This window comes from Apibacter muscae, assembly GCF_007845595.1.
Lineage (GTDB): Bacteria > Bacteroidota > Bacteroidia > Flavobacteriales > Weeksellaceae > Apibacter > Apibacter muscae.
The window spans coordinates 79799-106601 of sequence record NZ_SELI01000019.1 but is presented as its reverse complement, the minus strand read 5'-3'; the positions used below and the strand labels follow the sequence as shown (position 1 = coordinate 106601).

The 26803-nt window shown below is 30.5% G+C and carries 33 protein-coding genes, 1 tRNA gene and 1 other RNA gene; 13 read left to right on the top strand and 22 right to left on the bottom strand.

Translation table 11 applies throughout. The features are described 5' to 3' along the window. Positions 1-8 precede the first annotated feature (8 nt). On the top strand, positions 9-575 hold the full coding sequence (locus ETU10_RS07080) for an IS1096 element passenger TnpR family protein (RefSeq protein ID WP_146262586.1): 567 nt from the start codon (positions 9-11) through the stop codon (positions 573-575). Between the two features lie 54 nt (positions 576-629). Here ETU10_RS07080 and accC read toward each other — a convergent pair whose 3' ends face one another. From accC to ETU10_RS07060, 4 genes are all read right to left on the bottom strand, one after another. Continuing rightward, a complete protein-coding gene (gene accC / locus ETU10_RS07075) occupies positions 630-1988 on the bottom strand; it encodes an acetyl-CoA carboxylase biotin carboxylase subunit (RefSeq protein ID WP_146262585.1) in 1359 nt (452 codons plus the stop codon). 20 nt (positions 1989-2008) lie between these two features. Beyond that, positions 2009-2488 carry an acetyl-CoA carboxylase biotin carboxyl carrier protein gene (accB, locus tag ETU10_RS07070; protein WP_146310979.1) on the bottom strand — a complete coding sequence of 160 codons (480 nt, stop codon included), beginning with the start codon at positions 2486-2488 and terminating at the stop codon, positions 2009-2011. A gap of 117 nt (positions 2489-2605) precedes the next feature. Next, on the bottom strand, positions 2606-2806 hold the full coding sequence (rpmF, locus tag ETU10_RS07065) for a 50S ribosomal protein L32 (protein WP_146262583.1): 201 nt from the start codon (positions 2804-2806) through the stop codon (positions 2606-2608). Positions 2807-2837: 31 nt separating this feature from the next. Continuing rightward, positions 2838-3323 (bottom strand): YceD family protein, encoded by a 486-nt coding sequence (locus tag ETU10_RS07060; protein WP_146310977.1) that lies wholly within the window; start codon positions 3321-3323, stop codon positions 2838-2840. Positions 3324-4001: 678 nt separating this feature from the next. Here ETU10_RS07060 and atpB point away from each other — a divergent pair. The 10 genes from atpB (at position 4002) to fumC (ending at position 14306) form a co-directional block, all read left to right on the top strand. Further along, complete coding sequence (gene atpB / locus ETU10_RS07055) at positions 4002-5117, top strand: F0F1 ATP synthase subunit A (RefSeq protein ID WP_146310975.1); 1116 nt, start codon at positions 4002-4004, stop codon at positions 5115-5117. A gap of 18 nt (positions 5118-5135) precedes the next feature. Continuing rightward, positions 5136-5333, top strand: coding sequence for an ATP synthase F0 subunit C (gene atpE, locus ETU10_RS07050; RefSeq protein ID WP_185145075.1), 198 nt, complete (start codon positions 5136-5138; stop codon positions 5331-5333). A 110-nt stretch (positions 5334-5443) separates the two neighbouring features. After that, positions 5444-5938, top strand: a complete 495-nt coding sequence (gene atpF / locus ETU10_RS07045; RefSeq protein WP_146310973.1) for a F0F1 ATP synthase subunit B — start codon at positions 5444-5446, stop codon at positions 5936-5938. A 2-nt stretch (positions 5939-5940) separates the two neighbouring features. Next, positions 5941-6483 (top strand): ATP synthase F1 subunit delta, encoded by a 543-nt coding sequence (gene atpH / locus ETU10_RS07040; protein ID WP_146310971.1) that lies wholly within the window; start codon positions 5941-5943, stop codon positions 6481-6483. A 32-nt stretch (positions 6484-6515) separates the two neighbouring features. Next, positions 6516-8093: a F0F1 ATP synthase subunit alpha gene (atpA, locus tag ETU10_RS07035; protein WP_146310969.1), complete on the top strand. Its 1578-nt coding sequence runs from the start codon at positions 6516-6518 to the stop codon at positions 8091-8093. A gap of 33 nt (positions 8094-8126) precedes the next feature. Beyond that, positions 8127-8993, top strand: coding sequence for an ATP synthase F1 subunit gamma (gene atpG / locus ETU10_RS07030; RefSeq protein WP_146262576.1), 867 nt, complete (start codon positions 8127-8129; stop codon positions 8991-8993). A gap of 186 nt (positions 8994-9179) precedes the next feature. After that, an RNA gene (gene ffs / locus ETU10_RS07025) (signal recognition particle sRNA small type) lies at positions 9180-9277 on the top strand. 71 nt (positions 9278-9348) lie between these two features. Further along, positions 9349-11007, top strand: a complete 1659-nt coding sequence (locus tag ETU10_RS07020) for a CTP synthase (protein WP_146310967.1) — start codon at positions 9349-9351, stop codon at positions 11005-11007. Continuing rightward, on the top strand, positions 10985-12808 hold the full coding sequence (yidC, locus tag ETU10_RS07015; protein WP_146310965.1) for a membrane protein insertase YidC: 1824 nt from the start codon (positions 10985-10987) through the stop codon (positions 12806-12808). Before ETU10_RS07020 ends, yidC begins: the two co-directional genes overlap by 23 nt. A gap of 103 nt (positions 12809-12911) precedes the next feature. Next, a complete protein-coding gene (gene fumC, locus ETU10_RS07010) occupies positions 12912-14306 on the top strand; it encodes a class II fumarate hydratase (protein ID WP_146310963.1) in 1395 nt (464 codons plus the stop codon). A 23-nt stretch (positions 14307-14329) separates the two neighbouring features. On the opposite strand, the gene ETU10_RS07005 is transcribed toward fumC, so the two are convergent. From ETU10_RS07005 to lpdA, 3 genes are all read right to left on the bottom strand, one after another. After that, positions 14330-14899: a Maf family nucleotide pyrophosphatase gene (locus ETU10_RS07005; RefSeq protein WP_246118437.1), complete on the bottom strand. Its 570-nt coding sequence runs from the start codon at positions 14897-14899 to the stop codon at positions 14330-14332. A gap of 65 nt (positions 14900-14964) precedes the next feature. Beyond that, on the bottom strand, positions 14965-15339 hold the full coding sequence (locus ETU10_RS07000) for a DUF5684 domain-containing protein (protein WP_146310959.1): 375 nt from the start codon (positions 15337-15339) through the stop codon (positions 14965-14967). A 156-nt stretch (positions 15340-15495) separates the two neighbouring features. After that, the gene (gene lpdA, locus ETU10_RS06995; protein WP_146310957.1) at positions 15496-16884 is read right to left on the bottom strand and encodes a dihydrolipoyl dehydrogenase; all 1389 of its coding nucleotides are present in this window, start codon (positions 16882-16884) and stop codon (positions 15496-15498) included. A 251-nt stretch (positions 16885-17135) separates the two neighbouring features. Here lpdA and ETU10_RS06990 point away from each other — a divergent pair. Next, positions 17136-17209: transfer RNA gene (locus ETU10_RS06990), tRNA-Ile, on the top strand. 153 nt (positions 17210-17362) lie between these two features. On the opposite strand, the gene ETU10_RS06985 is transcribed toward ETU10_RS06990, so the two are convergent. After that, the gene (locus ETU10_RS06985) at positions 17363-17740 is read right to left on the bottom strand and encodes a helix-turn-helix transcriptional regulator (RefSeq protein ID WP_246118436.1); all 378 of its coding nucleotides are present in this window, start codon (positions 17738-17740) and stop codon (positions 17363-17365) included. Between the two features lie 137 nt (positions 17741-17877). Between ETU10_RS06985 and ETU10_RS06980 the strand changes: the two genes are divergently transcribed. Beyond that, on the top strand, positions 17878-18138 hold the full coding sequence (locus ETU10_RS06980) for a hypothetical protein (RefSeq protein WP_146310955.1): 261 nt from the start codon (positions 17878-17880) through the stop codon (positions 18136-18138). Between the two features lie 391 nt (positions 18139-18529). Here the strand turns inward: ETU10_RS06980 and ETU10_RS06975 are convergent, their stop codons facing one another. The 14 genes from ETU10_RS06975 to ETU10_RS06910 all read right to left on the bottom strand — a co-directional run bounded on the left by ETU10_RS06975 (position 18530) and on the right by ETU10_RS06910 (position 26802). Then, a complete protein-coding gene (locus ETU10_RS06975; protein ID WP_146310953.1) occupies positions 18530-18802 on the bottom strand; it encodes a hypothetical protein in 273 nt (90 codons plus the stop codon). 21 nt (positions 18803-18823) lie between these two features. After that, on the bottom strand, positions 18824-19246 hold the full coding sequence (locus tag ETU10_RS06970; protein ID WP_146310951.1) for a hypothetical protein: 423 nt from the start codon (positions 19244-19246) through the stop codon (positions 18824-18826). Between the two features lie 4 nt (positions 19247-19250). Further along, positions 19251-19451, bottom strand: coding sequence for a hypothetical protein (locus ETU10_RS06965; RefSeq protein ID WP_146310949.1), 201 nt, complete (start codon positions 19449-19451; stop codon positions 19251-19253). A 29-nt stretch (positions 19452-19480) separates the two neighbouring features. Next, complete coding sequence (locus tag ETU10_RS06960; protein ID WP_262710361.1) at positions 19481-19774, bottom strand: RHS repeat-associated core domain-containing protein; 294 nt, start codon at positions 19772-19774, stop codon at positions 19481-19483. Between the two features lie 285 nt (positions 19775-20059). Further along, positions 20060-20215, bottom strand: a complete 156-nt coding sequence (locus tag ETU10_RS11175) for a hypothetical protein (RefSeq protein ID WP_185145074.1) — start codon at positions 20213-20215, stop codon at positions 20060-20062. 299 nt (positions 20216-20514) lie between these two features. Then, positions 20515-21156: a hypothetical protein gene (locus tag ETU10_RS06955; RefSeq protein WP_146310945.1), complete on the bottom strand. Its 642-nt coding sequence runs from the start codon at positions 21154-21156 to the stop codon at positions 20515-20517. Between the two features lie 9 nt (positions 21157-21165). Further along, entirely contained in the window at positions 21166-22470 is a 1305-nt protein-coding gene (locus tag ETU10_RS06950) for an RHS repeat domain-containing protein (RefSeq protein ID WP_246118435.1), read from the bottom strand. Between the two features lie 24 nt (positions 22471-22494). Next, positions 22495-23628 carry an RHS repeat domain-containing protein gene (locus tag ETU10_RS06945; protein ID WP_146310943.1) on the bottom strand — a complete coding sequence of 378 codons (1134 nt, stop codon included), beginning with the start codon at positions 23626-23628 and terminating at the stop codon, positions 22495-22497. Between the two features lie 451 nt (positions 23629-24079). Next, entirely contained in the window at positions 24080-24412 is a 333-nt protein-coding gene (locus ETU10_RS06935) for a TNT domain-containing protein (protein ID WP_146310941.1), read from the bottom strand. A 67-nt stretch (positions 24413-24479) separates the two neighbouring features. Then, positions 24480-24722, bottom strand: coding sequence for an Imm74 family immunity protein (locus ETU10_RS06930; RefSeq protein ID WP_146310939.1), 243 nt, complete (start codon positions 24720-24722; stop codon positions 24480-24482). Between the two features lie 180 nt (positions 24723-24902). Continuing rightward, positions 24903-25301 (bottom strand): hypothetical protein, encoded by a 399-nt coding sequence (locus tag ETU10_RS06925; RefSeq protein WP_146310937.1) that lies wholly within the window; start codon positions 25299-25301, stop codon positions 24903-24905. Positions 25302-25408: 107 nt separating this feature from the next. Further along, on the bottom strand, positions 25409-25762 hold the full coding sequence (gene cdiI, locus ETU10_RS06920) for a ribonuclease toxin immunity protein CdiI (RefSeq protein WP_146310935.1): 354 nt from the start codon (positions 25760-25762) through the stop codon (positions 25409-25411). Positions 25763-25787: 25 nt separating this feature from the next. Next, a complete protein-coding gene (locus ETU10_RS06915; protein WP_146310933.1) occupies positions 25788-26288 on the bottom strand; it encodes an endonuclease V in 501 nt (166 codons plus the stop codon). A gap of 40 nt (positions 26289-26328) precedes the next feature. Further along, positions 26329-26802 carry a toxin-antitoxin system YwqK family antitoxin gene (locus ETU10_RS06910; protein ID WP_146310931.1) on the bottom strand — a complete coding sequence of 158 codons (474 nt, stop codon included), beginning with the start codon at positions 26800-26802 and terminating at the stop codon, positions 26329-26331. Position 26803: the final 1 nt, after the last annotated feature.

Here is a 26803-nt window from a genome sequence, read left to right as displayed (position 1 = left end):
AAACAATTATGATTTATAAGGTAAGAGTTATTCTTGAAACAGAAGAGGATGTTTTTAGAGATATTGAAATAAAAGGAACCCAGACATTGTGGAATCTTTATGAAGGTATAAAAAGTGCTTTTAGTTTACAAGGGGAGGAGTTGGCATCATTTTATAAATCAGACGAAAAATGGAGCCAAGGCGAGGAAATTCCTCTTGAAGATATGTCTGAGGATGGAGATGGAGAAACGATGTCTGATGTTTATGTTAAAGAAGCGTTAGCCAAAATAGGAGATCGTTTATTATTTGTTTATGACTTTATTAAAATGTGGTCATTCTATGTAGAACTAACCGAAATCATTGAAAAAAAGCCGGTGGTTAATTACCCTTTAACTGTTTATAGATTTGGAAAAATGCCTTTAAAAGCTCCCGATAAAAAATTTGCTTCCTCTACAAATATTGAAGACTTTGGAGATGTGGTTGCTGTTGATGATGTAAGTATTAAATTTGATGCAGATGAGGCAGATTCTTATGAGGATGAAGAGGAAGATGATACTTATGGTGATCTATATGAAGATGAAGAAGATGAAAAATAATTAAAAAAAGCTATTCGAAAGAATAGCTTTTTTTAATACATTTAAAAATATAAATTATAAATCATATTCATATTTTTTATCTAGTACAAAATCTTCCATAAATTTAGTAGTATAGTTACCCTCAATAAAATTAGGATCCTCCATAAGCTGTCTGTGTAAAGGAATAGTTGTTTTAACCCCCTCAATATAGAATTCATCCAAAGCACGTTTCATTTTGTCAATAGCTTCTTTTCGTGTGGGCGCATCCACAATCAATTTGGCAATCATAGAATCATAAAACGGCGGGATGCTATAATGAGGATAGACATTCGTGTCTACACGAACACCAATCCCTCCCGGAATATTCAAGTTAGTAATTTTTCCAGGCGATGGTAAAAATTGATTGTATACGTCTTCTGCATTAATCCTACATTCAATAGAATGATTTTTTGGATAAAAGTTTGTAGATGGTACTTTTTTACCATAAGCGATTTCAATTTGCAACTTTAATAAATCTAGACCAGTCACCTGCTCAGTAATAGGATGTTCTACCTGTATACGGGTATTCATCTCCATAAAATAGAAGTTTTGATGTTTATCTACCAAAAATTCTATGGTACCCAAACCTTCGTATCCAATATATTTAGCTGCTTTAATAGCAGCATCACCCATTTTTTTTCGAAGCTCATCGCTTAAAAAAGGAGAAGGAGTTTCCTCTGCTAATTTTTGATGACGTCTTTGAATTGAGCAATCTCTTTCAGATAAATGTATGGCATTTCCAAAACGGTCACCGGCAATTTGTATTTCAATATGGCGGGGTTCTTCAATTAATTTTTCCATATACATTCCACCATCCCCAAACGCTGCTTGAGCCTCTTGTACCGCAGCTTCCCAATTTTTTTCTAATTCTTCCTTCTTCCATATGGCTCTCATTCCTTTACCTCCACCTCCGGCAGTTGCTTTAATCATAACGGGATATCCAATTTCTTCAGCAATTTTTGCAGCTTCTTCATAAGAAGGGATCAATCCGTCAGAACCAGGAACAGTAGGAACACCCGCCTTTTTCATCGTTTCTTTAGCAGTAGCTTTATCTCCCATTTTTTCAATGTTTTCAGGAGTAGCACCTATGAATTTTATTCCCATTTTTTGACAAGAACGGGAAAAATTAGCATTTTCAGATAAGAATCCATAGCCTGGATGAATTGCGTCTGAATTAGTAATTTCAGCAGCAGTTAAAATATTAATTTGTTTCAAGTATGAATCTTTGCTTGAATGTGGACCTATACATACTGCCTCATCAGCAAAACGCAGATGCAAACTATTTGCATCTGCAGTAGAATATACCGCAACGGTTTCAATCCCCATTTCTTTAGCAGATCTAAGAATTCGCATAGCAATTTCTCCACGATTAGCTATCAGAATTTTTTTAAACATAAATTTAAATTTTTGATTAATTATGAAGGATCTACTAAAAATAAAGGTTGATCAAATTCAACTGGGGACGCATCTTCAGCTAATATTTTAACGATCTTCCCGGATATTTCAGATTCAATTTCATTGAATAATTTCATAGCTTCAATCACACAAACCGTATTACCTATATTAATATTGTCTCCAACATTCACAAAATAATCTTTATCAGGAGCAGGTTTTCTATAGAAGGTTCCGATCATAGGAGACTTGATAGTAATTAGTTTAGAAGTATCGTTACTTATCTCTGTTTCAGAAGTAGTTGGAGCTGTAGTATGAGAATTAATAGTATTAGTTGGTGCAATATTCATAGCATGCGAAGCATGAGGCATGTTAGTATTATATATTACAGCATCTTTATTCGTCTTAATAGAAATTTCAAACTCATCAGTTTTGTATGTTACTTCTGCAACGTCGGATTTAGAAACGAATTTAATTAAATTTTGAATATCTTTAATGTCCATATGAACTTTTTTAATTATTGTAAATGTAGAAAAGAATTGTGTATATCTTCTAATATAAAAACCACTTAATAATACAATTAAATGGCTTTATATAATTTTAAACTTAAGAAAAATAAATTAATCTTCTACTTCTTCAGTAGCCTTTTCCATTACAACTTTACCTCTATAATAAAGTTTCCCTTCATGCCAATAGGCTCTATGAAATAAATGTAATTCTCCCGTAGCAGAACATTTTGCTAATTGAGGAACTGTTGCTTTGTAGTGAGTTCTTCTTTTATCTCTTCTTGTTGTTGATTGACGTCTTTTAGGATGTGCCATAATTCCTTAGATATAGTTTAAATTTATATTTTTAATTATTTGATATTGAATCATTGGGAAGACTATACTTATCCAATAATTCTGTGTATTTATCTTCATGCCCGTTTAAATAACGAGGATGTATGCGTTTCATGGGAATAGATAACAAGATTGCTTCATATGCGAATTGGGCAATATTGAGACTATGTGAACCGTGTGGAAGAACTAATATTTCTTCATTTTCATCGTTGAATTCTTCACCAAATTTCACAAGTATTTTAATGCTATTTTTAATTTGTTGTTCATATTCATCATCAGAAATATCACATCTTAATATAACAGTTCCAATTGTATCCATGTTTAGCTCAAAAAAAGAAGAATGTTTAACAATATTTATATTTACATTGACATTTGGATCACTAAATTCTTGATTGAAATCAAATAAATCAAAAAAATCTTGAGAAATAACCAAATTTATAGCATTATTTCCTAGTTTTAGTGAGTGTAATGAAATATCGTAATTGCTTAATTTATCCATTTTTCATGAGAAAACATCGGCAAATTTAGTTAATACTTTTAATATTACAAATTTTTATAATTTAAACTTTAATTATAGTCCAAAAAAATGAAATTAAAAAAGAGATTTGATATTTAAATTATATATTTTTAAAGGTAGTATAAACACTAATTAAATTAACCTGAAAATCTCTATATATTTGAATCAAAAATTATTTTAATTAAGTATTGATAAAAAAATGAGTAAATTAGTAATAAACTATATAATGATGAATGTAATTATAGCTATATTTATTATTATATTTTCTTTTTTTATAAATAGTGAATTTTTAAAATTTAACTTAGTTTCCTTAGTAATAATTTGTTCATCGTCAGCATTTGTTTTTTTTATCGTATATCTATTAAATCATATAGGAAAGGATAATAGTTTTTTTATCTATTTATTAGGGACAATTATAAAAAATGCTGTGCTCTTAGGTTTTTGCATAAAATTTAGAGAATTGGTAAGTGATAGAATTTTGTACTTACTATTTCTATATATGATTTTTATGTTTATAGAAATATTTTATATTCATAAGCTAATAAAAGAATAAAATTTAAAAAAATAAAATGTTAAATTTTATTAATTATCTACATTAAAATATATAATTGTGTATGTTATGAAAATATTTATCTTTGCAAACCTACGAATGAAATAAACATGAAAAGACTGATTGTATTTTTTTTGACAATGTTATTGTTTGTATGTAATTTTTCACATTTACATGCAAAAGCTTCGGAGAATTCTGATGAATTTAATCCAACTGAGGTTGCAATGCACCACATAAAAGATTCTCATCAATTTGATATCTGGGGTAATAATGTTTTATTTTTACCCATAATTTTATGGACAGAAAATGGTTTAGTTACTTTTTCTTCCAAAGATTTTCATTGTGATGATAGTGGGCAGGTTGTAGTTGAAAAAAAAGGCATGAAATTTATTAAGTTTCATGAGAAAATTTATTACGCTTATACACAGAAAAACGCGAATGGAGAATATATTTCAAACACTCCAAATGTTGTAAATCTAGACGAAAATCATCATCCAATGAATCAAGCACCTTGGGATTTTTCAGTTACTAAAAATGTATTTAGTATGTGGATGTCATTGCTTGTATTAATTTTAATATTTATAACCGCAGGGAATTACTATAAATCTAACAAATATAATGGGGTACCTAAAGGAATAGCATCTGTGGTAGAACCTGTTATAGTTTTTATAAGAGATCAGGTAGCTATACCTAATATAGGCTTAAAAAATTATAGAAAATATATGCCATACTTATTGACTGTATTTTTCTTTATATGGTTAAATAACTTAATGGGGATTATTCCATTCTTTCCATTTGGAGCAAATGTAACAGGGAATATAGCAGTAACATTTACTCTTGCAATTATTACATTAATAATAACAACTATTAGTGGGAATAAAAATTATTGGAAACATATTTTCTGGGCACCAGGAGTACCTGTTCCTATGAAAATATTTTTAGCGCCTATAGAAGTTATAGGAATGTTTACAAAGCCATTTTCACTAATGGTTCGTTTGTTTGCTAATATAACTGCAGGACATATTATCATTATAAGTTTAGTTTCTTTAATCTTTATATTTAAAACCTACATGGTAGCCCCAGCTTCAATTGTAGCAGTAGTTTTTATAAGTATGATTGAAATTTTAGTAACAGCTTTACAAGCATACATTTTTACCACTTTATCTGCTTTGTATTTTGGTAATGCAACAGAAGAACATCATGAACAACATCACGAAAATCATTAATTTTTAACATAAATCAATATGGAACTATCAGTAATTGGAGCAGGTTTAGCTGTAATCGGAGCAGGTTTTGGAATCGGGATTATTGGTGCTAAAGCGATGGAAGCTATAGCACGTCAACCTGAAGCACAAAGTAAAATCCAATCTTCTGCATTAATATTAGCTGCATTGATTGAAGCAGTAGCTTTATTTGCAATAGTTGTGTCTTTAATTAAATAAGACGGCAAGAGATTTAAAATTTAAGAAACCCGAAATTTTAACGCTTGGTTATTCGGGTTTCTTATTAAAAGATTAATATAATTTAATAAAATACAAAAGCATATTAAAAAATGGATTTATTAACCCCTAATATAGGTCTTGTTTTTTGGACTACGATTTCATTTATTATCTTGTTAATTTTATTGAAAAAATTTGCATGGAAACCTATTTTAAAAGCATTGGAAGATCGGGAGAATTCAATACAAAAATCTTTAGATGAAGCTAAAAATGCAAGGGATGAAATGGCAAAGCTTACAGCACAAAATGATAAAATTTTAAAGGAAGCTCGATTAGAAAGAGAAAGTATTTTAAAAGAAGCTAGAGAAGTTAAGGATAAAATTATAAGTGAAGCGAAAGAGATTGCTAATTCTGAAAGTGAAAAAATTATAACTTCTGCCAAAGAAAGTATCAATAGAGAAAGAGTTATGGTGATTAACCAAATTAAATCTGAAGTAGCTGATTTATCAGTAGCTATTGCAAAAGAGGTACTAAAAAAAGAGCTATCCTCAACCGACGAGCAAAAAAAATTGGTAGATACTTTAGTTAATCAGTCAAAATTAAATTAACCATGAGAATTTCAAGATTAGCAAAAAGATATGCATTGGGTTTATGGAATTATGCTATATCTGAAAATCAAGAAAGAGTTGTAATTGAAGAGTTACAAGTAGCAACTGAAAATATTGAGCAAAATAAACAATTTCAATTATTTTTAAAATCTCCGATTATAGAGACGTCTAAAAAGATTGAAATCTCGAAAGAAATATTTAAAAGTTTTACGAAAACATTTCAACATTTTATAATTTTAGTAGTCAAACATAAGAGAGAAAATATATTGCTAGATATTTTCAGGGAAACTCTTAAGTTAAATGATGAATATTTAGGTACTCAAAGAGTGGAAATAGTTTCAGCAATATCTTTAGATGAAGAAACGATTGCTAAAATCTTACAATCAACAGCCAAAATAAATTCTGAAAAAGCGATAGTAAAGAATACTATAGATGAAACCCTGCTTGGAGGATATATTTTACGTATGGAAGACTTTCAAGTAGATGCAAGTGTTAAAACAAAATTATTTAATATTAAGAAAAAACTAAGCGAAAAAGTATATTAAATACTACTTTATAAAACTATAAAAAATAATCAATGGCAAATATAAATCCAGCAGAAGTTTCTGCAATATTAAAGCAACAGTTATCAAATTTTGATAAAGATGTTTCATTAGATGAAGTAGGTACCGTATTACAAGTAGGTGATGGAATTGCTCGTATATATGGGTTAAGTAAGGCTGAACAAGGGGAACTTGTTCGTTTTTCCAATGGTTTAGAAGGAATGGTTCAAAACTTGGAAGAAGATAATGTGGGGGTAATGTTGTTTGGGAAATCCACAGGCATTAAAGAAGGAGATATCGTTAAAAGAACTAAAACGATAGCCTCCATTAATGTTGGTGAAGGTATGATTGGTAGAGTTGTGGATACTTTAGGGCAACCCATAGATGGGAAAGGATCAATTTCAGGAGAATTGTATGAAATGCCTCTTGAAAGAAAAGCACCTGGAGTTGTATTTCGTCAACCGGTGAATGAACCCTTACAAACAGGCATTATTTCCATAGATTCTATGATTCCTATAGGAAGAGGTCAAAGAGAATTAATTATAGGTGATAGGCAAACGGGTAAATCAACAGTAGCTATAGATACTATATTAAATCAAAAAGAATTTTATGACCGAGGAGAGCCGGTTTATTGTATTTATGTAGCTATAGCACAAAAGGCATCAACCGTTGCACAAATAGTAAAGACACTTGAAGACAAAGGAGCAATGGCATATACGGTAGTCGTTGCAGCGAATGCTTCAGATCCTGCACCTATGCAGGTATATGCGCCTTTTGCTGGAGCTTCCATAGGAGAATTCTTTAGAGATACTGGAAGATCAGCCTTAATAGTGTATGATGATTTGTCTAAACAAGCAGTTGCTTATAGAGAAGTTTCATTATTATTAAAAAGACCTCCAGGTAGAGAAGCTTATCCCGGTGACGTTTTCTATTTGCATTCAAGATTATTAGAAAGAGCGGCTAAAGTAATCGCGAACGATGAGGTAGCTTCTAAAATGAATGATTTGCCTGAATCATTAAAAAATATAGTTAAAGGTGGAGGTTCTCTAACCGCATTACCCATTATTGAAACACAAGCAGGAGATGTATCGGCTTATATTCCAACCAATGTAATTTCGATTACAGATGGTCAAATATTCTTAGAATCTGATTTGTTTAATTCAGGAGTTCGTCCTGCGATAAATGTGGGTATATCAGTATCAAGAGTAGGAGGGGCTGCACAGATTAAATCCATGAAAAAAGTTTCTGGAACTTTAAAAATAGATCAAGCACAATATAGAGAATTAGAAGCATTTGCAAAATTCGGTTCAGATTTGGATGCAGCAACTGCAGCAGTAATTGCAAAAGGAGAGAGAAATGTGGAGATACTAAAGCAATCGGTAAATTCACCTATGCCTGTAGAGGAACAAGTTGCAATTATATATGCAGGAACAAAAAATTTACTTAAAAATGTTCCTGTAAATAAAGTTCAAAACTTTAAAGATAACTTAACAGACATCTTAAGAACCAAATATTCTGATACATTAAAAGACATAAAAAAAGGAAAAATTGATAATTCAGTAACCGATATTTTAGATTCAGTCATATCAGAGGTTGCTAAAATGTATTCGTAACTTTAATTGTATATAGAATTATAATACAGAAAAATGGCAACATTAAAGGAAATTAGAAATCGAATTACATCTGTAAACTCTACCATGCAGATTACTAGTGCTATGATGATGGTTTCTTCTGCAAAACTAAAAAGAGCCCAAAATTCGATTCAAAAATTGCGTCCGTACTCTGAAAAGATGCAGGAACTTTTAACACATATAACATCTTCCATTGATGAAGATTACGGTTCTGAATATAAGGATAGAGAAGAAATTAAGAAAGTACTATTGGTTGTTATTACCTCCAATAGAGGGTTGGCAGGAGCATTTAACTCAACCGTTGTTAAAGCGGTAAAAAAATTAATAGATACAACTTATAAGGGTATACAGGTAGATATACTTACTATAGGTAAAAAAGGGAATGATTTATTAAGTAAAACTTGCTCTATTAACGAAAACCATAGTGAACTTTGGGATTCTTTAAATTTTAAAAACACTTCTGAAATATCGGAAAAACTTATCGATAAATTTATTCAAGGAGAATATGATAAAATTGATTTAGTTTATAATAGTTTTAAAAATGTGGTAGTTCAATTATTAAAAGTTGAGCAATTTTTACCTTTACAATTAGATAAAGAAGAAATTTCAGCAAAGATTCATTCCGATTATATATTTGAATCGTCTAAAAAAGAAATTTTAGAAAAATTAATACCAAATACTTTAAAGATTCAACTATATAAAGCCGTTTTAGATTCAAATGCAGCTGAACATGGTGCTAGAATGTCTGCAATGCAATCTGCTACAGATAACGCAAAAAGTTTAAAAAATCAGTTGGTTATTTCCTATAATAAAGCTAGACAAGCATCCATCACCAATGAACTTATTGAAATTGTTAGTGGAGCTCAAGCTTTGGAAAGCTAAAAAATATTTACTAAGCATAAAAAAAGATTGAAAGTATATTTCAATCTTTTTTTATGCTTATATGTCTATACGCTTTACTAAGATGTATAGGCTTGATAATCATACAAAAACTAGAGGTTTAGCCTTTTTATGGAATAATTATTCTTTATTATTTTGGATATTTTACAAAAATTTCTATTTTTGCAGTGGCAAGTCCTGCACAACCAGCTCCTGTGAATCCTCCAGGGTGGGAACGCAGCAAAGGTAAACGGTTGTAGCGGTGTGATGCAGGTAGCTTGCCTTTTTTTATTGGTTCTAACTGAATACCATTTAGAGCTATAAATATTGAAATCCATCTCTAAAAAATTTGAAAATTATGTCTGACCCATTGACTCCCAAATATATTTTTGTTACTGGAGGTGTTACTTCTTCATTAGGGAAAGGGATTGTTGCAGCATCTTTAGGAATGTTGCTAAAAGCAAGAGGTTATAGAGTCACTATTCAAAAATTAGACCCATACATAAATATTGATCCAGGAACCCTTAATCCTTATGAGCATGGGGAATGTTATGTGACTGAAGATGGTGCAGAAACCGATTTGGATCTTGGACATTATGAAAGGTTTTTAAATACTCCAACTAGTAGAAATAACAATGTAACCACTGGGAAAATTTATCAAACGGTTATTGAAAAAGAAAGAAAAGGAGATTTTTTAGGCAAAACCGTTCAAGTGATCCCTCATATTACCAATGAGATCAAAAGACGTATTAAAATACTTGGTAAAAGTGGAGATTTCGATATTATAATTACAGAAATTGGTGGAACTGTTGGAGATATTGAATCCTTACCTTATATAGAAACTGTAAGACAATTGAGATGGGAGCTAGGATATCAAAATTCAATAGTTGTACATTTAACTTTAGTTCCATACTTAGCGGCTAGTGGTGAATTAAAAACGAAACCATCCCAGCATTCCGTACGTCAATTAATGGAAAATGGTTTGCAAACCAATTTTCTAGTTTGTAGAACTGAGCATGATATTCCTAAAGATGTACGTTCTAAATTAGCCCTATTTTGTAATTTGAACATAGATCATGTAATTGAAAGCAAAGATCTATCAACCATTTATGAAGTACCTCTTTATCTTAAAAAACAAAATTTTGATACCTTAGTTTTAAAAGAATTAGGTTTTGATGAATTTAGTAAAGAGCCTGATCTAACTCAATGGAACGAATTTCTCACTAAATACAAAAATCCAAAAAATAAACTTGAAATAGCTTTAGTTGGTAAGTACGTATCTTTACAAGATTCCTATAAATCTATTGTTGAAGCACTCATACATGCAGGAGCATCAAATGAAACAAAAGTTAATATACGGTGGATCTATAGTGGAGATATTCTACCTGAAAATATTTCGGATAAATTAAAAGGGATTGATGGTATTATTATAGCCCCAGGATTTGGTGATAGGGCAATAGCAGGTAAAATTACAGCCTGTCAGTATGCAAGGGTTCATAAAATTCCATTGTTAGGTATATGCTTAGGGATGCAGATTGCTGTCATAGAGTTTGCAAGAAATGTATTAGGTTATGAAGATGCAGACAGTGTTGAATTTAATGTACAATCTGAAAATCCAGTGATATGTTTAATGGAGGAACAGAAAAATATCACTAATAAGGGGGGAACCATGAGGTTAGGAGCATGGGATTGTAAAATAAAAGAAAATTCGTTAGCTGAAAAAATCTATGGCAATCTTAGTATTAAAGAAAGACATAGGCATAGATATGAATTTAATAGTGAATATAAAGATCAGTTTGAAAAAAACGGTCTTGAAGCTATAGGCTCAAATCCAGAAACAGGATTGGTTGAAATTATTCAGGTAAAAGATCATCCGTTCTATATAGGAGTTCAATATCATCCAGAATATAAGAGTACAGTAGCAACTCCACATCCTTTATTTTTAGCCCTTATAAAAGCAGCTCAAGATTATCAAAATTATAATAAAATAAAAAATGCAACAAAAAAGCAATTTTGATAAAAATCAAATTATAGGTTTTATACTTATAGGTATAATCTTAATCGGATTTTTAGTTTATTCAAGTAAACAGCAGCAAAAAACTATATTAGAAGATCAGAAGGTTGAAAAACAAGCAATTGCTTCAGAAAATAAAATTGAGCAATCAACCGTAACAACCAAACCCATTCAATTAGATTCTATTGAAGAAGCAAAAGTTCAACTAATTCCATTTTCTAATGAGCAATTAGACATAAAAATTAGTACGCAAGGAGCACAGCTAAGAGGAGTAAGGTTAAAAAAATGGACGGCTTATGACGAGGCTAACGAATCGCATAAGAAAGATCTTTTTTTAGTTAATGAAGAAAATACAGATTTTAATATTTCTTTTAAAGATAAAACTGGAAAGATTATTAATACTAGAGATTTAGTCTTTACTCCCCAAGTTGGAAAAGATGAAGCTACATTTACCGCAAACCTTTCCAATGGATCTTACATACAATTTATCTATAAACTTTACGGAGAATATTCTTTAAATTTTAACGTTAAAACTCAAGGATTATCACAAATTACATCAGGTAAGAATGCTACTTTAGATTGGCAACAAAATGCAATAGCATTAGAAAAGGGTAGATCTCAAGAACTTATTTATACTGAATATAGATATAGTTTAAATAATTATAAACAAACCGATTATGATACCAACGGCTTTACAGAAGACAAAGATAAAATTGATTGGATAAGTGTAAAACAACAGTTTTTTGCCACCATTTTAGAGGCAAAAAATGGATTTCATAATTCAAAAGGAGAACAAACCAAGGATGAAGATACTTCTAAATATCTTAAGAAATTTACATTTACTTCCATAGTTCCTATTCACCAGGGTGAAATAAATGAAAATTATACTTGGAATTTCTTGCCCTTAAATTACGATCTTCTAAAATCTTATAAAGCTGATAATAATGAAATAAGCAAACAATTTTCTTACAACATACCTTTTGGTTGGATGAAATGGTTGTGTATATTTTATTTATGGATTTATCAATTTTTAGAAAAATTTGGAATACCCGCAGGATGGATAATCTTTTTAATGACGATTGTTGTTAAGTTAGTAACCTCTCCAATTATGTACAAACAGTATATACAAGGAGCAAAGATGAGGATACTTAAGCCGGAATTGGATGAAATAAATGAAAAGAATAAAAATGCAGATCCATTAAAAAAACAACAAGCAACCATGGAATTGTATAGGAAAGCAGGCGTTAATCCATTAGCCGGTTGTTTACCTGCATTAATTCAAATTCCAATCTTTTATTCTTTGTTTAGATTCTTTCCTAATAATATAGCAATGAGAGGGAAATCATTCCTATGGGCCAATGATTTAACCGCTTACGATTCCATTTATCAATGGAATACCCATATACCTATTTTATCAAGTTTCTATGGAAATCATATAAGTTTATTTACATTATTATATTGTATAGCCTTATTAATTTATACAAAGATGTCAACTTCAACCATGCAGCCACCTAAACAAGAAGGTATGCCTGATATGAGATTTATGATGTACTTAATGCCAGTGATGTTTATTTTTTGGTTAAACTCCTATGCTGCAGGTTTATCATGGTATTATTTAGTTTCCAATGTTATAAATATTCTTCTAATTATATTAATAAAAAATTATTTCATAGATGAGAAGAAGATACATGCAAAAATGCAAGAAAATAAACTAAAGCCTGCGAAGAAGAAAAGTAAATGGCAACAGAAGATGCAACAAATGATAGAGCAAGCACAGCAACAGCAAGCCAAGAATAAGAAATAATATATTAAATAAACATGATAAAAGACAGCCCAATTGGGCTGTCTTTCTTTTTAACAATAGAATTATAGTTTGTAACTTTAATAAAAATAATAAAATTAAAAATATGAACTATCGTATTGAAAAAGATACCATGGGGGAAGTTAAAGTTCCTGAAGATAAATACTGGGGCGCTCAAACAGAAAGATCTAGGAACAATTTTAAGATTGGACCTGAGGGTTCAATGCCTGTTGAAATAGTACATGCTTTTGCAATTTTAAAAAAAGCGGCTGCCTATGCCAATGAATCTTTAGGAGTTTTATCTTCAGAAAAAAGAGATTTAATAGCAAGAGTTTGTGATGAAATTCTTGATAATAAGTTAAACGAACAGTTTCCTTTAGTTATATGGCAAACCGGTTCAGGGACTCAATCTAATATGAATGTGAATGAGGTTATATCCAATCGTGCATGGGTATTGCAAGGAGGGAAATTAGGAGAAAAAAGTTGTATCCATCCCAATGACGATGTAAACAAATCGCAGTCTTCCAACGATACCTATCCAACGGCTATGCATATAGCTGCCTATAAGAAAGTGGTGAAACATACTTTACCCGCAGTAAAAAAATTAAGAGATACTTTACAACTAAAGGCTGAAAATTTTAAAGAAGTTATAAAAATAGGAAGAACCCACTTGATGGATGCTACCCCATTAACTTTAGGACAAGAATTTTCTGGTTATGTAGCTCAACTTAATTATGCTATTAAAGCAATTGAAAATACTTTACCACATCTTAGTGAATTAGCGTTGGGAGGAACTGCTGTAGGTACTGGTTTAAATACCCCAAAGGGATACGATGCAAAAGTTGCTGAATATATATCTAAATTCACCGGATTACCATTTGTAACCGCAACCAATAAATTTGAAGCTTTAGCTTCTCATGATGCTATAGTGGAAACTCATGGAGCACTTAAACAATTAGCAGTTTCTTTATTTAAAATTGCTCAAGATATAAGGCTTATGGCTTCTGGACCTAGAAGTGGGATAGGAGAGTTGTTCATTCCTGAAAATGAACCAGGATCATCCATAATGCCTGGCAAGGTCAATCCTACCCAAAATGAAGCAATGACAATGGTATGTGCGCAAGTATTAGGTAATGATACAACAATTACATTCTCTGGCACTCAAGGAAATTATGAATTAAATGTGTTTAAACCTGTAATGGCTTATAATTTTCTTCAATCTGCTCAACTATTGGGAGATGCTTGCCTTTCTTTTGATGCTCATTGTGCAACCGGTATTGAGCCCAATCATAGAAGAATAAAGGAGCTGCTAGATAACTCTTTAATGCTTGTAACAGCATTAAACACACATATCGGTTACGAGAAGGCTGCTATCATTGCAAAAACAGCACATAAAAATGGAACTACTTTAAAAGAGGAAGCTATTAATTTAGGTTTTGTTACCTCAGATGAATTTGATGAATGGGTACGCCCGGAAGATATGGTTGGTAGTTTAAAATAAATTATAATTTAAAATGAAGGTTTTTATTTTATACTTTTAAGATATTCATAAACGATATGTGTTGGAAGTCCCATAATTGTATAATAAGAACCTTCAATTTTATAAATTTTAGATAATCCAATCCAGTCTTGTATCCCGTAAGAACCTGCTTTGTCTAAAGGACGGTAATTGGTTATATAAAAATCAATCTCTTCATCACTTAATTCAGAAAGATAGATTTTAGCACTGTCGGTGAAAATTTTAGTACCCTCAGAAGTAGTAAAGCCGACCGAAGTATATACAGTATGATCAGTATTAGAAATTTCTCTTAAAAATTTTTTAGCTTCCTCAATATTCTTAGGCTTTTCTAAGGGATGATCTTTTTTCCAAACTATGGTATCTGCCGTTATAAGTAGATCCTTAGATTTTACATTTCCAAAGTGGGATGACTTTTTTTTTGCTAAATATTCAGTAATTTCGTTAGCAACTAATCCCGCTGGATAAGTTTCTTCTACTAAAACAGGTTTACAAACAAACGAAATGTTCAGAGATCTTAATAATTCCTGTCTTCTTGGAGATTGAGAGGCTAAAATTATATTATAAGGAATTTTCATTCTATTTATTAAAATAAAGCTACTTTAATTTTAAAGTAGCTTTATTTTAATATATTAAATAATTATTAGTCTTGCTTTCCAATTTCACCTAAACTATCAAGAATATCATTTTTTATACCGTCATTGTAGGTAGCTTCGCTAAATGCTAACATAGGAAGAAATACGAAAGGTAGTAGAGCCATTCCAACTCCAAAAGCTTTGCTTTTTCCAAATTTTAATGCCCAATCCATATAAACAATTATTAAAACTGCTATATTTACTATGGGTACAAGTAGTAAAATTATCCACCAAGCAGGTCTTTTATTAATTTCGTGGATTAATACATAAAAATTATAAATAGGAATAATTGCTTTCCAACCTTTATGACCAGATTTTTCATATAGTTTCCAATTAGAAACTATAACAATTACCGAAATAATTAAAAGGACTAAATTATTCATTGTTTATATATATTTATTTTAATTATTCAAAGATATTAATAATTAGAACATTTGAACAAAAAAAATCATTTTATATAATAAAAAATATACATTCTATATTATTAAATTATAATTAAGAATCTATTAAAAATTATAGATTCTTAATTAAGTATTTTCTTATAAATCAATGGCTTCACCGTAGGCGGCTTCAGTTGCACCCTTAAATGCTTCTGAAATGGTTGGATGTGGGTGAATAGTGGTTAGCACTTCATGCGCTGTGGCTTCTAATCTTCTTATAGCAACGGCTTCAGCAATCATGTCAGTAACTCCGTTTCCAATCATATGACAACCTAATAATTCTCCATATTTAGCGTCGTAAATGACTTTGATAAATCCATCTGTATCTCCATTGGCAGTAGCTTTACCAGAAGCAACGAATGGAAACTTACCTACTTTTAATTCATAACCAGCTTCTTTAGCTTTTTTCTCTGTCATACCCACCGAGGCTATTTCTGGTGAACAATAGGTACATCCAGGAATATTGCCATAATCTATTGGCTCAACCTTTAGACCTTTAATTTTTTCCACGCATAAAATGCCTTCAGCAGAGGCTACATGTGCGAGTGCAGGTCCTGGAATTACATCACCAATTGCATAATAACCGGGTACGTTGGTTTTATAAAAATCGTCAACAAGAATTCTTCCCTTGTCAGTAGCGATACCTACATTTTCAAGTCCAAGATTTTCAATATTGGCAGTTATTCCTACTGCAGATAATACAATTTCAGCTTCTAAAGTTATTTCACCTTGGGAAGTTTTGATTGATGCTCTAACTCCTTCCCCATGGTCTTCTACTTTCTCAACTGAAGCATTAGTCATTATGTCTATTCCTTGTTTTTTAAGTGATTTTTCTAAATGTTTAGAAACTTCTTCATCTTCTACAGGAACAATTGTAGGTAAATATTCAACTACGGTAACTTTCGTACCTAAACTAGCATAAACATAGGCAAATTCTATACCTATAGCTCCAGACCCTACAACTATCATGGATTTGGGTTGTTTAGGTAGAGTAAGAGCTTCTCTATAACCGATTATTTTTTTTCCATCCTGTGGAAGATTAGGCAATACTCTAGATCTTGCACCAGTTGCAATAATAATGTGAGAGGCTGAGTACTCAGATACTTTTCCTTCGGAATCTGTAACATCAACTTTTTTTCCGGCTTTCACTTTAGCATTTCCTAAGATTACGTCAATCTTATTTTTTTTCATTAGGAAGCCAATTCCTTTATTCATTTTGTCAGCAACTCCTCGGCTTCTTTTTATAATATTAGAAAATTCATAAGAACCCTCTACTTTATTTAGTCCATATTCTTCGGCATGTTTAATATAATCAAAAACATGAGCACTTTTAATTAGTGCTTTCGTAGGGATACATCCCCAGTTCAAGCAAATTCCTCCCAAATTTTCACGTTCAATGACAGCAGTTTTAAAACCTAATTGAGAAGCTCTAATTGCAGTAACATATCCACCAGGTCCGCTTCCAATAACTATTATATCGTAATTCATTATACTTTTTTATAGACAAAAATACTATAATTTTTATTATCTTTTTTAGGAACCTTTTAAATATTTTTATTAAAACTCAAAATTTATAATTTGTAATTATCAGTTTAACAGTTGTTTATTGAATTTTTTTTTTAATGAAAAGTCTAAAAGTAATTATTTGGGATTAAATAATAAAAATATATAGTAAAAATTTACGTTTAAAATTTGCAGGTAATAAAAAAAATAGTACATTTGCACCGCTAATCAGCACTGGTCCTATAGCTCAGTTGGTTAGAGCACCTGACTCATAATCAGGTGGTCCCTGGTTCGAGCCCAGGTGGGACCACAAATTTTGGAATTAAATAAATGAAAGTCTGTATATTAATATGCAGACTTTTATTTTTTAGACAATATTTAGACAACGATCTTATTTTTTCTTAAAAAGAAAAGAGGTTGTAATTAAACCTCTTCTATTAATATTATATACGAATCTTATTAATTACTTCTTAGATAGTTCATCAATTAATTCATCTCTATTTTTTATCATTCTTTCATAAAGTTCTACTACTTTATCTAGTGGATTGAAAGTGCAATTATATGAATTAAAAGATTCTACCTTATCATTAAAAGTATTAATGTAGTTGTTAGTAGCTTCCTCATTCATATTTTTAATAGCTTCTACAGGTACTTTTAAAGATTGAGAGACTTTCTCTAATATTTTATCTTCCAATTGTTCTTTTTGTTTATAATCCGATATGGTAGTCTGGGTAACACCTAAATCAAAGGCTAAGGCTTCTTGTTTAATTCCCAGCATTTCTCTTAGTCTTTTTATGTCTCTTCCCTGATGCACTTTTTTAGGTGCTATATCTGTATTCAAAAACAATAGATTTTAACAAAAGTAAGAAAAATACGATTAAATGATAGAGATATTTTACAGGTCTTTCTCTATAAGATAAGGTCTTTTTCTATGGTATATGGTTTATTTTTTAATTCTCTTTGTAATAAAAAAAAGGTATGGAAAGAAAAGAGAATGATTTATTGGAAAACTCAAACCTTTTTTTGACTTCTTTATCTAAGATGGATATCAGGGATTATAGACAGTTAGGTTTTACTTTGCACTCAATATTAAGGGTTTGCCAGAGTGCTTTATTAAATGAACAAGAAGATGTGCGTCTACATAAGGACTTAGATATTTATAATTTATTGTGTTTGGCTGAAAGTCTTATTCCTGATCCAGAATTGGAGTTGCTAGACAAATTAAAGAATAATTTTTAGTTTATTTTTATAGTTTATTTACTAGTTCTTTTGTGCATTCTTTCATAATCTGCATGGCTTTTTTTAGGATGGGTTGTACTTGGTTAAGCCTTAGCTGATTATTTTTTCTAGGGAACAGTTACAAAGATTTTTTAGCATAAAAGAAACGGCTCTTTTAGCAGAAACGGAATGTAAGGGGCTTAAGCTCTGCCATTCTCCGCTAGATTTTTATAATCTGCTCTGGCTTGTTAAAGCTTTATTCCCTACCAGCGAATGGGAACTTTTAGACCAGTTGAATAATGTTTAAAGGAAAAAAGAGTTTGGTAAATACCGAACTCTTTTATTTATTTGCCTAACTTTTTAGGACTTACTTAAACTATGTTGGTTTTGTTTAATTATTTTGTTTCTTCTTTCATTTTTTTGCACATTCCTGTGTAACCTCAAACATTACTTTGCGGGAAGGGCGTTTTATATCTTGTCCTTTATCTATTATTCCTTCTGCGGAACATTCGCAAAGGGTTTTTACTTTGGCGGTATCTGCTGCCATGTTATTTTCTTTAAATTTATTTAACGCTGATTCTACACAGGCATTTACATATTCTTTTTTATCGTTTTCATCCCAGCCTTTTTTGTTACATGAGGTTAACATTATTCCTCCAACTAATAGTAGTAATGTTTTTTTCATTGTTTATTTTTTTTTAGTTACTTATCTTAATCCAAATTCAATATAATTTTCAAAAGATATGTATATACACCATTCCATTTTTTCTGATAAAATATAATGATGCTGTGGGATATCTAAAATATATGGAATTATTTTATCTAAATTTTTTAATGAAAAGGAATATACATTTTCTGTGAGACTATCTCCCAAATAAATAACATCTTGATTAAGATCTATTCTATCAATTTGTAATACTTCATCAATAAATTCTATACAATCTCCAATTTTATTCTTTATACTTAATTTTTTATATTGTGTATCTTTTAATTTAGAAAAATCAATTTTACTACCCACAAATGGGAATTTATTATTAATAAGATTATAATAGTTATCTGCTAATAATATTTTAAAATCTATATTCCCTTCAAGTGAGTTTATTAGATCAGAATCGTAATAATTATCCATAAATTTATTTACATTTAAAAAGATTTTGTAATTTTTTAACTGTTTTTTCTTTGGCTTTAAAAATATAATGGGGGCCTTTTTCTTTTCCTGACCAAACATTAATATGTGCACCACTTCTAGCATCATATTCTATTCTGAATCCAACTTTTCCATCCATTGTTTGCATTCCAACAGGTTTTCCTGCAATATCTCCAAATTTACCCAATGTTTGTTTCTCTGCCTTAAATCCCCTCTCTAATAACCAATCAAGTGCCCCATTTTTTTACCTTTATTACCATACATAGCTTGATTATAATCATCAAAAAGTAACTCTAAAGTCTCCTTTTCATCTAATCCAAACGGATCGACCATCGTATTAGAGTCATGGGTGTAAGCGTATAGATTAGGGTTATTTCCTTCAATACCGATGGGGTCTTGACTGATATACATCCCTGTTTCCGGATTGTAGTAACGGAAACGATTATAGTATAAACCAGTCTCTATATCTTCATATTGCCCTAACTGACGGAAAGGAAGAACTTGTTTTATTTCAAATATCGTTATTCAAAGATAAAAACTTTATTCCATTTTAAAGGAAAGTTTTTATTTTTAAAACTTAGGCTTTACGCTGAACTCGCTTTGTAAGATTGGGCAAACGGCCTTACTAGCACAAACGGAGTGTAAGGGGCTTACGCTCTGCCATTCTCCGCTAGATTTTTATAATCTGCTCTGGCTTGTTAAAAGCCTTCTCCCTACCAGCGAATGGGAACTTTTAGACAAATTGAAGAATAATTCTTAATTGAAAAAAGCCAACCCTTAGGTTGGCTTTTTGGTTTATTTTTGTTTTTTTTCTACTAGTTCTTTTGCGCATTCTTGCATAATCTGCATGGCTTTTTCTTTGGAAGGGTTGTCCTTGGTTAAGCCTTGGCTGGTTATTTTTTCTAGGGAACAGTTACAAAGATTTTTTAACATAAGAGTATCTACTTCCATGTTCCTTTCTTTGAATTAGCTTAAAGCGGATTCTTGGCATCCTTCTACATATTCTTTTTTATCGTTTTCATCCCAGCCTTTTTTGCTACATGAGGTTAACATTAGCACTCCAACTAATAGTAGTAGTGTTTTTTCATTGGTTATTTTTTTTTAGTTACTTATATCTTACTCTATATTCAGTATGATTTTTAAATATTAATACCATATCTTTATTTATCTAAAATTTGATCTTCAAATAATTTTAATATATAATTAAATGTATCATCTTCTCTTTTATCTAATTTATTTATAAGTCAAATTCATAGATTTATATTTTTTCTGCTAATCACATCTGTATAAGGTTTAGAGAAAGGGAATAAAATTATATCTTCTGAATATAATTTTATTTTGTTTTCTTTTGTTTTTCGAGATATTGTTAATATTTTTTTTTCTCCTCTTAAATTAGTAATTAATAATAAAGATTTACAGTCTAAACTATTTATAGAATTATAATATTTACATAAAAGTTCAAAGTGATTCTTTGAATAATTTTCATAGTTATAGTTAAAATATTGTTGTACAATTCCTTGTATCCTATCTAATAAAATATTACAGTCCAATTCTAACTCACTAATAAATAAATTTATATACTTATTGTAGTATTGATTGAAAATAATTTGATTTAAACCATCTAGATTACTAATTTTTGTAATATCTAAGAATATATTTTGATTGTAAACTATCAAAAACTGTTTTAATAGTTCTTTATTTTTAAAGTTAAAACCTAAATTACCAAAAGCTCCTTTATATTTTAATATTTTAGGATTTATATTATTAATATTGTACTCCCTATACATAGCCCAAACATAATTATTTTTTATATTAATTTGTTCTAGTGTAATTTCATCTATAGAGTATAAATTATTTATATCATCTATAAATTGATTTCTCAAATTATCCATTAATATTAATTATTTACATATATAATCTAAATAAGTTTGAGTACCTCTTGGCTTACCTTTCCCATAAGTTATATGTCCTTCTTGCTTAACACCATTTTCAAATGTATGATAATGAGGTTTTTCGTAATTTATAGGAACTCCATTTTTATTGGTGAAAATATGTCCATCCTGATGTATATTTAACTCTCCTAATTTTTTACCATTTAAATCGTATATTTCTTCTATTCTAAACCTTGCATCTGTAGGATCTTTAATTATTCTAGATTTATAAGTCTGTGAAGTAGGTATACCTAATCTTCTCATAGCCTCTCTTCTTGCTGCTCTTACTGAGGCCATATCAACATCTCCAGCAGTAGGTGCTCTCCTTGGTAGTCCTTCAGGGATTTGCTGTAACCCTAAAGGATCGACCATCGTATTCGAGTCGTGGGTGTAAGCATAAAGGTTGGGATTATTTCCTTCAATACCGATGGGGTCTTGACTGATATACATCCCTGTTTCCGGATTGTAGTAACGGAAACGATTATAGAACAGTCCCGTCTCTACATCTTCATATTGCCCTAACTGACGGAAAGGAATCAATTCCCGATTTCCTTTTAAATTCCGCAGGTTTCCATAGATATCATACTCAGTTTCCCAAACACATTCCCCTTCTTCATTGTACACCTGTATCGGGCGTCCTATATAATCTGAGATAATCGAATGGGTTTTTCCCTGTTCAATTCTACCGGTAGGAACCAAGGCTCCATTTTCATAAATCCAACTAACCAGATTTTCAATCGGTTCCGGTTGATTATAGTAAATTTCCCCTTCAGAATTAGCTACTAACTGAGGCCTTCTCCCCAGAGGATAATTCCATTCATGTAAAAGAACATTACCGTCCCAAATATAACGATAAATCTTATCTCCTGCAATTTTAGCAGTTCTTCTTCCCAAAGCATCGTATTCAAACCTTATTTTTTTCCCTTCAGGGGTGGTAACTGTTTTCAGCATTCCGTTAGCCAACCATTCGTAGCCCCAGTCACCCGGTTGCCACTCGGGTTGTTTAAGTTTACCTTGTTCATCTCTACCCCTGAGCCGATTGTATTCTTCCCGTTCTTTTTTAGAATAAGAACGTATTTCTGCCTTTTCGTCAAAAATATTATCGTAAACCCGATTTTTTGAACATTTATCATCTATCCAAAAACCCGTAAACGCCCCTTCATCTTTAGGATCAATCCAAAAACTCATTTTAGTTTCAGAGTTATCTAAAACCTCAATATTCGGATTTTTTCTTTTGGATTTTAGAATTAGATTTCCCTCGGTATCATAAAACAAATATTGATCTTGAAGCTGAATTAGCTATCCACCCCTGCCATATTTTCTATCTTGCTTGGCAGTTTCTCTAAAGAGATTCCCAATTTCGTCAGGCAATTTATAATCAAAACTACCATCTTCGTATCGGGCAGAAGCCAGGCTACCGAAAGCATCATAGGCAAAGGTTGTTTCTCCATGAGTTAAAGCATTGGTAATTTGTTGCAACTGTTGGGAAGCATTCCACTGATAGTTTTTATGTAATCCTGATTTAAATTTGTAAGATTCAACTTTTTGTGAAAGAGGAAGATTATTTTCATCGTAACTCCAACTGCTTTTTACACCTCCGGGTAGGGTTCTTTCTACTTCCAGCCCCAGCATATTTCTTTTTATTTTAGCAATCCATAGGTTTTCTTTGTCCCCTGCCTGTATACCAGAAATTTGCCCAAAAGCATCACGAGTATAGTTTATATTTGCACCTAAGGAACTTTTAACTTCAACAAGGTTACCATCTTTATCATAAAGATAATCCAGCAGGTGTTCTCCTTGTTTTTCCTGTAGAATTTTACCATCCCGGTTTCGCTTGAAACTAACGGCTGTTTTGCTGTTTCGGGCCTCAATAAGCCTACCTGCTTGGTCGTAAGAAAAAGTTTCCCAGCTACCGTCGTGGTATTCTGCCCGGGTAATCCGTCCGCCCTTGTCGTATTCGTATTCGGTAAAGCGGTCAGTTCCACGTTTTATGCGAACAACTTTTCCAGCCTTGTCACGTTTATAGTAGCGGTTAATTCCGTCGAAGGAAACTTCTCGAACAATATCTCCTCTTTGGTTGCGGGAGAATTGGTATTTTTCCCCTTTTTCATTGCTTAGTGCAGTTAACCTTTCTTGCACATCATATTCAAAAAAAAACTTAACGCCTTTTTCTTCCCTGCTCCGTATACTCCCCAAGGGAGTATAGGTATAATTTATTTTTGAGTGCAAAGAATTTACCCGCAAGATACTGTCATAGGCATCATACTTAAGGTCTATAATTTCTGAATTAGGTAATTTTACCTTAGACAAACGCCCCAAACGGTTGTATTCAAATTGTTGTTTATTACCTAGAGGATTAATTACCTCGGTACATTCTCCTAAAGCATTGTATTTCCAACGCGTAGTTTGTTTTAAAGGATTGGTCATTTCCACTAAATTGTATTGGGAATCGTACTGTAAATGGGTTTCTTCCTCCCAATGGTTTCTTATAGTAGAAATAAGATTTTGCTCGTTGTAGAGAAAACGGGTAGATTTTCTGTCGGATTCTGTACTATGCAGCCTATTATTATAGTAGGTCCATTTCGTGTGGTTGCCGGAAGGATCGGTAGCTAATATCAGTCGGCTTTCACTGTCATAAGCAAAAGTATACGTACTTTCATCAGGTAAAGTAGTTTTAGTAAGATTTCCTAATTCGTCGTAATTATGAAGAGTTTCTAAGCCTTCTTCATCGGTTTCTTTAACTAGCTTATCCTTTAAATTTAAAAAGTCGTTTTTCTAAAATATCTTTTAATTTAATATTCCCAATTATTATTATGTTATATAGTTCCTTTGATTCTAAACCATCATAGAGCTCTATTCTATTGTTTTCTATTATTTTTATCATTTAGTTAATTCTTTTTATATATCCATTTTTAATTAAATCACTTACACCTTGATCTGTTAAAAATTGCCCCCCCATACCTTCTTGACCAAACCATGGTATTGCTTTTCCTTCTACAACAGGAAGATCTTTTAGTATTTCATATTTATTATAAAATCCATCTTTCACTGAATTTTGTAATGCTCTACTCTCAAAAGAAGCCCCATCTATTCCAAAATATTTTCCTGTATCCTTGAATATACCATTTTCTATTCTTCCTCCATATCTATCTATTTTAGAAGGAAGCTTCAATACTGTTGAATATTTTCTAATAAAACCACCATTAGGGGGAATCAATCCACCCCATTCATTTAATTATTAAGTTTTGTTATTAGGTGTTAATAATTTTATAAATTATTAAATATTACTCAAAATAAATTGGTATTTCCCCTTGTTTTTGACTCATTTGTTCAATTACTTTTATTATTTCCTGTTTTTCTAACTCCGTTATTTTTTCATTTTCATATGGAGGTTCCCAGTTCTTCATAGATTTAATATCCGCATAAAAAGCAGGAGTGGTTGTTCCTTCTCCTGTAAGAACCATTTTTTTATTATCTACATTTATTATCATTTTAAAAGGAGTTGGGATAGAATAGGTTATTTCCATAGTTTTTTATTTAATGAAAATTATTGTTTCTTCTAAATTTTCTGCATCTAAAGTATGATTTTAGTTTTATTAGGATTGTCCTTCTATTTAAAAAATCCCTTTAATTGATTGGTTACTTTAAAAAGTAAAAAACTATAAATACCAATGAACAAAAAAGAAGATATTTAGTCTTCTTTTTTGTTATAATTCATAAACTCCTTCCAAATATAATTTATATAAACAAGGTTGTGTTTCTCCAAAACCATATATATATATGTAATTATCTACTTTATAATAATACAAACTTAAGTTATCACTTTCTATTTTATAATAATTGAAAGATTCTATTCCTACTTTCTCTATTAATCCTAGATTTTTGGCTTCCCTAAATCGTTTAGTTTCTGTTCCATGAAGAATATGCAAATCTGCTTTTATAAAATTAAAATTTTCTGTACTAATCTTTTCTTTTAGATTTTGAAAAGGATTATTTTCTATAATATCTATAAATCTAATATTCTTACTATTTTTGACTACCATATCAAGGATAATTCCTTGATCAGAGCCTCCATAAATAAGTTCTTTTTCTTTTATTTTTTTCATAATAAATTTATGGCTTTACTGCTTTTATAGTAGATAAAATATTTTTCTATGCATTATTTTTAAAGGCTTTTAAATTTTTCTAGTATGAATTTGTTTCAATAAATTTTTTATTCCTTTGAAATAAATTTTCTTTTAATTTCATTAAATAATATTTCTACTTCCTCTTTTTGTTCTGGATAATCTTCTTCATATACATTACATACCATTCTTAAATATTTTATAAAATCTGTGTTGGAAATTATTATTTCTTTTTCAAATATTCCAAATTCTACTCCTTTGAATGGCTCTTCTCCCCATTCTTCTGCTTTTTCAGGAAAACCTATAGATGTTTCTTCAAATCCTGAACCTATATTTTTTGAAAAATCTTGTAAAACTTTTAGAAAACTTCTATCAGGAATAGAATTAAAATAAGCTTGAACAGGAAAAAAATTATCTTCTAAAGTAATCCTTAATTTTTTCATGAATATATAAATAAGTAACTAAAGTTTATTTTTTTGTTTCTTGGTCTAAGAGTTTTAAAAGGGTAGGGAACCTAAATTTACCATGCATATTTTTAATATTCTCAGCAGATTCATCAAGAGATATTCCTACCGTAGTTATATATAAGGGTTTGGTGCTTTCTCCTCTTAGCACTTCTTTTACCAACTTTTCATTTTGAAAGAAAGGAGTTTTAGCTACTCCTATAACAGGTAGTTTTTTATTTAATGAATCATAAAGATGTTTTCCTAAACCAGGTTTTTCTTGGTTATCTAAATAAACAAAACCATCTATAATAATTACTTCTATTTCAGATAGATTCACTTGTTTTAATAAATCTAAAATACAAGGGAGTTCTCTTTTATAAAAAGAACCAGGTTGGTATTCAGCAACATCTGTAATAAAAGAGGTTATAATTTGATCAGGAACTTCCTGTTCCCAATTTTTAAATAAAATTCCTACTGCCTTTGCTTTGTTATTATAATAATATACATCTATGGCTAGTTTCATTGTAATATTTATTCAATATTTAAATTAATACTAGAATAGTTTATGGGTAATCTAGGTGAGGATTATTAGAGTCAAATTTATAATTTATTAATTCTTCTTCTGATAATTGGCATAGTTTATTAATATATTCTGGTAATGTTTTTTGGATATTAAATTCTCTATATAAAATTACTTCATCTATTTGATTATTTTTTAAATATATAGTTTTTATATGATCATTATTCCAAACAACGCTAACAGAGGTTAAATTTCCATTTTTATCGTATTCTTTTGATACTCCATATTGCAAATTATCTTTATATTCATCAACTTGTATTAAATGACCATTTTTATATACCTTTTCTATTCCATTTTGCTTACCATTTTTAATTTCAAATTCCCAATTAATTTCACCTTTAAACATCTCTATTGCCCAACCATTGTAAGGTTGTGAAAAATTAGAGTCTAAATAGTATAAACTTTCTCCGGTAAGAGAATCTCCTTTAGTATACAATTCTTCTATATATTTCTTCATT